Genomic DNA, 6000 nt, shown 5'->3' with positions numbered 1-6000 from the left:
ATCAACTCAATTCCGTCGGCCGTACGCAGTGACTCCATGAGGCGGAGTAAGTCAGACTGGGACAAGGCCATCGCGCACCCCCTGGTGAACTCGCCGTTCTACTCAGAGAGTTGCGCGATGGCTCTCCCGTGACCAGGGGTTACTCCAAGATCCTTGCTACACCACTCCACGGGACGCCATCCCGAACCTTCTCCAAGTAGGGCTGCAGCACGGTGACTTGACCTTTGGCGCCCTGGCTCGCCTGATGCCAGCACAGGCGGCAGTAGCCCTTCTTCAACCGCACGAGTCGCCGGCATCCACTGCACTCAGCCGGCTCCTCGGTGCGGCGGAAGCTCTGGCACGCACTGCAGGTGCGGCCTGGCAGCACGCCCCAGCCCAAGCAGTCCGGGCAGGCGGCGGGCGGTTTGCACCTGCCTGTCGGCAGGACGTAGGCCATCACATCGGGGGCAGCGAGCGCCCATCGCGGCGGCGGGGCACCACCGCCGGTCCCGCCGCCGCGACGACGGCCTGTCCGGCGTCCTGCTGCCCGGGGCGGGAGACCTTCTCCGGCTCGGGGATCAGCAGGTCGCTGATCTCGCAGCCGAGCACGACGCAGACGACGTCCAGGTCCTCCAGCTTCAGGGAGACCGGCTGGCCGGACCACAACCCGGACATCTTCCCAGCCGAGATGACCAGGCCGTGCTCGGCCAGCATCCGTTGCAGCTCGGACGCCTTCCAGATGCCCTTGTTCGCGGCGGTCAGCCGCAGGTTCCACTTCATCCCATCAGTCCTTCCAGTCGCTTCGCGGCCCGCTGCTGCCCGGCGATCCAGGCGTCCTCGACCCTGGTCTGCTGGACGTGGACGTAGCGCATCGTCGTGGCGATCCAGGAGTGTCCCAAAACCTCCTGGATTGCGAGCAGGTTCAGGCCGCCCGAGTAGAGCTCGGACGCGCAGAAGTGCCGAAGGACGTGCGGGGTCAACTTCTCTGCCTGACCGGGCAGATGAGCCTCGACAGCAGCGGCCAGACCGTTCCGCAGGGCGTCGTCGCCCACCCGGTGCGAGGATCCGTCGGCGCATCCGCGCTCGGAGGGGAACAGCGGGGCGCCGGGGCGGGTGTGGTCGTCGTCGAACTGGCCCCACACGTCCTCGATGAACCACCGAAGCGTCCGGTCCGCGCCATTGATCAGCGGCACCATCCGCTCACGCGGCCCCGAGCCGCGGGCACCCTTGCCGAGGCGGACGTGCAGCTTGCCGAACCGGCCCAGGTTCCACTTGATGTCGGTGAGGTCGAGCCCGCACGCCTCGCTCACCCGCAGGCCAACCTGGGACATCAGCTTCGCGGCGGTGTAGTTCCTCGCGGTCGGGGCGAACTTGCGGCAGCTCGCCAGCTCGCCGCCCCAGCCAGCGAACAGCAGGTCGACCTCCGGGACGGTCGGCGGGATCCGCAACTGGGCGTCCTTGGAACCGCGCAGGCGGTTCATCTCGTCGATCGGGCACTCGACGACCCGCCCGGTCATCCGGTGGATCTCGACCTTGTGCCGCAGCTCCAGGAACAGGAAGTACGTGCTCAGCGCCTGGGAGCGGGCCAGGCGGGTGCCGCTGGGCGAGCCCCGCAGCACCCGCCCGAAGTACGCGTCCGCGTCGGCCGGCTCCATCTCCCACAGCGGCCGGCCGAACCAGGTCCGCACTTGCTCCAGGTGCCCGACGTCGCCGCGGATCGTGCCGTCCGTCAGCCCCGCCGACGCCCGGGCCAGGACGAAGCCGGCCAGCACGTCCGTCTCGAACTGCTCCAGTTCCTCCGCCGAGACCGGCTCCCGGTACGCGCGCAGGTCCCGCACCACCGCCAGCGCCGACAACCCGCGCCTCCTCGCCTTCGACCAGACCGCAGATCGGTCGGACGAGCTGAGAACGCTTCAGGAATCCCGAAGTTACGTTACAGGCCGACAGAACACTCGAAGGAGGAAGAAGCCCCTGGCCACAGCCTCGGGTACTCAGCGGGGCTCAGGAGAACTCGCGGGATGTCGCACAGAGGCCCGGCTCTTCCTGAACATGGAGGGGCTCGGCAGCACGTTCCCGGCGCCGACACGGGCCGCTACGCCGTACGTGGCGCTGATCGTCCAGCCCTGGTTGGGCAGTCGATGGACATCTGCGTGGCGGTGGCGGATCCTCTCGACGATCTGGGTCTTCTCCACAGCGGCGGGCAGGTTCTGCGGCAAGTGACATCTGTCGGCGACCTCCGGGGCACTTGGGGCCGCCTGATTGACTGCCTTGGTGAAGGCGCTGGCCCGGTCCCGGCAGATGATCTCGGTGCCAGGATGCTCCGTGAGCCAGGCGGCGAACGTCTCGGAGATGCGGTCGGGCAGCACGTCGACGACCCTTCGGGTCTCGACGTCGACCAGGATGGTTCCGTTGCGGCGCCCGCGACGGAAGGCGAACTCGTCGACACCAAGCATGCGCGGAGCCTGCTCCGGCACCGGAGGTGCCTCCAGCAGTTCCAGCAGGCGTGTTCGGCCAGCAGTCAGGTGGAGCTTGCGGCACAGCCGTTCGCCGGCGCGTCATTCACCGAGCGTCATCATCGGTGCCGCGCTCATCTGCTACCGCCGCCGGGCAGCACGAAATCCCACAGCGGCCCCTTACCGGTTCGTCCGAACCCGAGCCGGTCATGCGGGCCCAGGACCGGTCCGTGGTGCTGGTCAGCCGCTGCCAAGGTGTCCGGGCCGATGCCGGACCGGCTGATCAACTCCGGTCCGGCAAGCCGTGAACGCCCCCGGTCGCCACCCGGGCAGCGACCGAGGAACCGCACCGGCGAACCCGGCACACCCTCGAACGGCCGATCAGATCTCGGGCGGCCCCGCCTCGACGCGGCGCAGGACCGGGGCCAGGCGGTCCAGGTCGGGGCCGGTCTGGACCTGTCGCTCGTCCCACCAGGTGGCGCCGGCGTCGTGCAGCGGGCCGATCACGTCCCTGGCCTTGGCGGCATCCGGAGGCGTGGCACCGCCAAGAACGAACTCGAACGGGCGCTCGGCCTCCGCTGTACGGTGCTTGCGGACGTAGCCGATCAGATCCCGTACCTCTGCCGCGTCCGGGACATGTCCGTGCCGGGCCGTCTCGAAGAGCGGCACCGCGCCGTCCCACCGGGCCGCCCGCCGCATGGGCGGGCGCCGCGGCCAGAACCCGCCGATCCACACGGGCGGGCAGGGCCGCTGCACGGTGGCGGGCAGCAGTGTCACGTCCCGTGCCTCGTAGTGCCGGCCGTGGTGGTTCACCGGCTCGCCGGACCAGAAGCGGCTGAGCAGCTCCAGTCCCTCGTCCAGTCGCTCGGCGAGGAATGGTGGCTCGGCGTCGTCGCCGAAGCTGCGGTACTCGTCGTCGATCGGGCCGCCCAGGCCGGCGGCGAAGATCACCCGGCCGCCGCTGAGGTGGTCCAGGGTGGCCACTTGGCGGGCGAGTTGCTGCGGTCGGTAACGGGGAACCGGCGTCAGCAGGGTGCCCAGTCGGATCCGGAAGGTGGCCAGAGCGGCCGCGGTCAGCAGCATCCAGGGGTCTGCGAACGGACGTCCCTGGTGCTGTCGGTGCAGGACGTGGTCCCAGACGAACAGCCCGTCCCAGCCGGACTGTTCGGCGGCGGCCGCCACGGTGGCGACGTTGCGGGGGTCGGCGAAGTCGCCGAAGTTGGGGATGTTGACGGAGAAGCGCATTCCAACAGGATGCGGAGCAGGCCGCGAAGGGGCAATCGGATTGGGATCCAGGCCGCCGCCGTGCGGCGCGACCGGTTCGGCCGCCGCTTCGCAGAGTTTGGCCAGGTGGCGGCGCACGACTTGGATGCTGCCGGTGCAGCCGCGCTGCCGGATCTCGTGGAACAGCCGGTGCCGCTGGTGCATCCGGCGGTGAACCGCCCCGGCCACCCCGTCAGACGATCTTCACCATGGACACCGGCCGCCGACCAGCGAGAGCCCGGCAAGATGCGCGCACACCAGCCCCACGACCTACGACTTCACGATGCACACCGCTCAGTGATCGGTGGAGGGCGACTCTGCCGAGGCGTGCAGCAGCAGGTCGCGCAGTGCCGTGGCGGTGTCCGACGGCTCGGTGGGGGTGAGGACGACCTGGTCGGCGGTGGTCGAAGGGCCGGTGAGGGGGATGATGCGCAGGCCGGGTGGCTGGTGGTCGAGTGCGGATTCGACGGTGATGCCGATGCCCGTTCCCGCGGCGACATGAGCGGCGATGGCGTGCACGCTGTCGGCGGTTCTGATGATGTGCAGGTCGGCTCCGCCGATGTGGAAGGCGGACAGGAGGCGATCGCAGAGACCGCTGTTGATCTGGTGGGGCCAGGTGAGCAGGCCGGTGGTGGACAGTTCGGACGCGCTCAGCTCGGCGTGCCCGGCGAGGGGGTGGGCTGCGGGTACGAGCGCCATGAACCTCTCGGTGGACAGTACCCTCGCGCGTACGCCGGTGACGTCGCCGGTCGCCCAGCCGATGCCCAGCCCGATCGTCTCGGCCCGCAGGGCGGTGAGCTGGGCTGTGGTCGGCATGGCCTCCGGCACGATCGTCACGTCGGGGAAACGGTCGCGCAGTTGCGGCAGGCAGCGCAACAGCAGCTGGTGGCCGGTGTATTCGGCGTGGGCGACGACGAGGGTGGTGCGGGTCCGGTCGCCGGCGGCCAGGGAGCGTCCGCGCTGCTGGAAGCGGCGCAGTTGGGCCAGGGTGGCGTGGGCGTCGGGCAGTAGCGCTTGGCCGAGGTCGGTCAGTGAGACCCGGCGGCTGGTGCGGTGGAACAGCCGCCCGCCCAGGGTGGTCTCCAGTCGCCTGACGGCGTCGCTGACGGTGGGTTGCCCCCGGTGCAGGCGCGCGGCGGCGCGGCCGAAGTGGAGCTCTTCCGCGACCGCGACGAATGCTTCCAGTTCCATCCTGTCCACGGGGCCAGGCTATCGCGATCGATCGGTGTGACCGATCGCTGCGTGCCGAAGTTCGGCGTTGATGCCGTGCCGTACGCAGGGTGTGATGGCTGGGCAAGCAGGGATTTCCCCACGACCGGAAGTAGTGAAGAGGACATGGCAGTCAATGGCGTTGACCGTGAGCACGATGCGCCGATGGTCACGGTGACGGTGGTCTACCACTCGGTACACGGGCACACCCGGGTTCTGGCCGAGCACCTCGCCGACGGGGCGCGGCTGGTGCCGGGCGCCCGGGTGCATCTCGTCGAGATCCGGGCCGAGGACGTCACCGCGGGCCGTTGGCACGATGCGGAGGTGCTGGCGCTGCTCGAGCGCTCCGATGCGATCGTCCTCGGCTGCCCGACGCTGATGGGCAGCGTGTCGGCGGTGTTCAAGGCGTTCATGGAGGCGGCGTTCACGCCGTTCACGACGCAGGCGTGGAAGGACAAGCTGGCCGGAGGGTTCACCATGTCCGCCTCGCAGAGCGGCGACAAGCTGGTGGTCCTGGAGCAGCTGGCGGTCTTCGCCGCGCAGCTGGGCATGCAGTGGATCGGCGTGGGCGACATGCCGGGCAACAACTGGAGCGGTGGCGCCCGCGACGATGTGAACCGGCTGGGCTCGTGGCTGGGTCTGATGAGCCAGAGCCACGCCGACCAGGGGCCGGAGCACGCCGGATCGCGCGGCGACCGGATCACCGCGGAGCGGTACGGCGAGCGGATCGCCCGGCTGACTCAGCGTTGGGTCAACGCGGTGCCGTACGACACCTCCCGGATGACCGAACACGAGGCCCGCGCCCTGTCGGCCTCCCTCAGGGAGACGGGCGACGCGCCGGCAGCGCTGACCGGCGCCTGACCTCGCAGATCGCCCCGCACCGGCGTCGGCGTCCTGGCCAGGCAAGCCGTGAGGTCCGTATCGGGAAGGACGGCACGCCTGCCTCGGGGTTCACTCGCGGACATCGACGCCGGAAGGGGGCGGACAACATGCCGGAAACAGCCACCGGAGAGCTCCCCCAACGGCGTGGAGACGGTGCTCGGGGCCTTGCGGTCGGCCCCGCACTCGCGACGGTTGCTCCGTAGCCGACCCCGAG

General features: G+C 70.0%; 6 protein-coding genes. 1 reads left to right on the top strand and 5 read right to left on the bottom strand.

All coding sequences use genetic code 11. The features are described 5' to 3' along the window. Positions 1-435 precede the first annotated feature (435 nt). From KV557_RS35195 to KV557_RS35175, 5 genes are all read right to left on the bottom strand, one after another. Positions 436-759 (bottom strand): helix-turn-helix domain-containing protein, encoded by a 324-nt coding sequence (locus KV557_RS35195; protein WP_218205651.1) that lies wholly within the window; start codon positions 757-759, stop codon positions 436-438. Beyond that, positions 756-1835, bottom strand: coding sequence for a tyrosine-type recombinase/integrase (locus KV557_RS35190; protein WP_218205650.1), 1080 nt, complete (start codon positions 1833-1835; stop codon positions 756-758). Before KV557_RS35190 ends, KV557_RS35195 begins: the two co-directional genes overlap by 4 nt. Before the next feature lie 135 nt (positions 1836-1970). Continuing rightward, positions 1971-2432, bottom strand: a complete 462-nt coding sequence (locus tag KV557_RS35185; protein WP_218205649.1) for a transposase — start codon at positions 2430-2432, stop codon at positions 1971-1973. 381 nt (positions 2433-2813) lie between these two features. Beyond that, positions 2814-3677, bottom strand: coding sequence for an LLM class flavin-dependent oxidoreductase (locus KV557_RS35180; protein WP_218205648.1), 864 nt, complete (start codon positions 3675-3677; stop codon positions 2814-2816). 312 nt (positions 3678-3989) lie between these two features. After that, positions 3990-4886 (bottom strand): LysR family transcriptional regulator, encoded by an 897-nt coding sequence (locus tag KV557_RS35175; protein ID WP_305149037.1) that lies wholly within the window; start codon positions 4884-4886, stop codon positions 3990-3992. 36 nt (positions 4887-4922) lie between these two features. Between KV557_RS35175 and KV557_RS35165 the strand changes: the two genes are divergently transcribed. After that, a complete protein-coding gene (locus tag KV557_RS35165) occupies positions 4923-5765 on the top strand; it encodes a flavodoxin family protein (protein WP_308130229.1) in 843 nt (280 codons plus the stop codon). Positions 5766-6000 lie beyond the last annotated feature (235 nt).

The organism is Kitasatospora aureofaciens (genome assembly GCF_019192735.1).
GTDB lineage: Bacteria > Actinomycetota > Actinomycetes > Streptomycetales > Streptomycetaceae > Kitasatospora > Kitasatospora aureofaciens_A.
This window is presented reverse-complemented; position numbering and strand designations above follow the sequence as displayed.

Coding starts and splice junctions, on each gene's coding strand:
- KV557_RS35195 (WP_218205651.1), bottom strand. CDS start 759: ATGAAGTGGAACCTGCGGCTGACCGCCGCGAACAAGGGCATCTGGAAG.
- KV557_RS35185 (WP_218205649.1), bottom strand. CDS start 2,432: ATGCTTGGTGTCGACGAGTTCGCCTTCCGTCGCGGGCGCCGCAACGGA.
- KV557_RS35175 (WP_305149037.1), bottom strand. CDS start 4,886: ATGGAACTGGAAGCATTCGTCGCGGTCGCGGAAGAGCTCCACTTCGGC.
- KV557_RS35180 (WP_218205648.1), bottom strand. CDS start 3,677: ATGCGCTTCTCCGTCAACATCCCCAACTTCGGCGACTTCGCCGACCCC.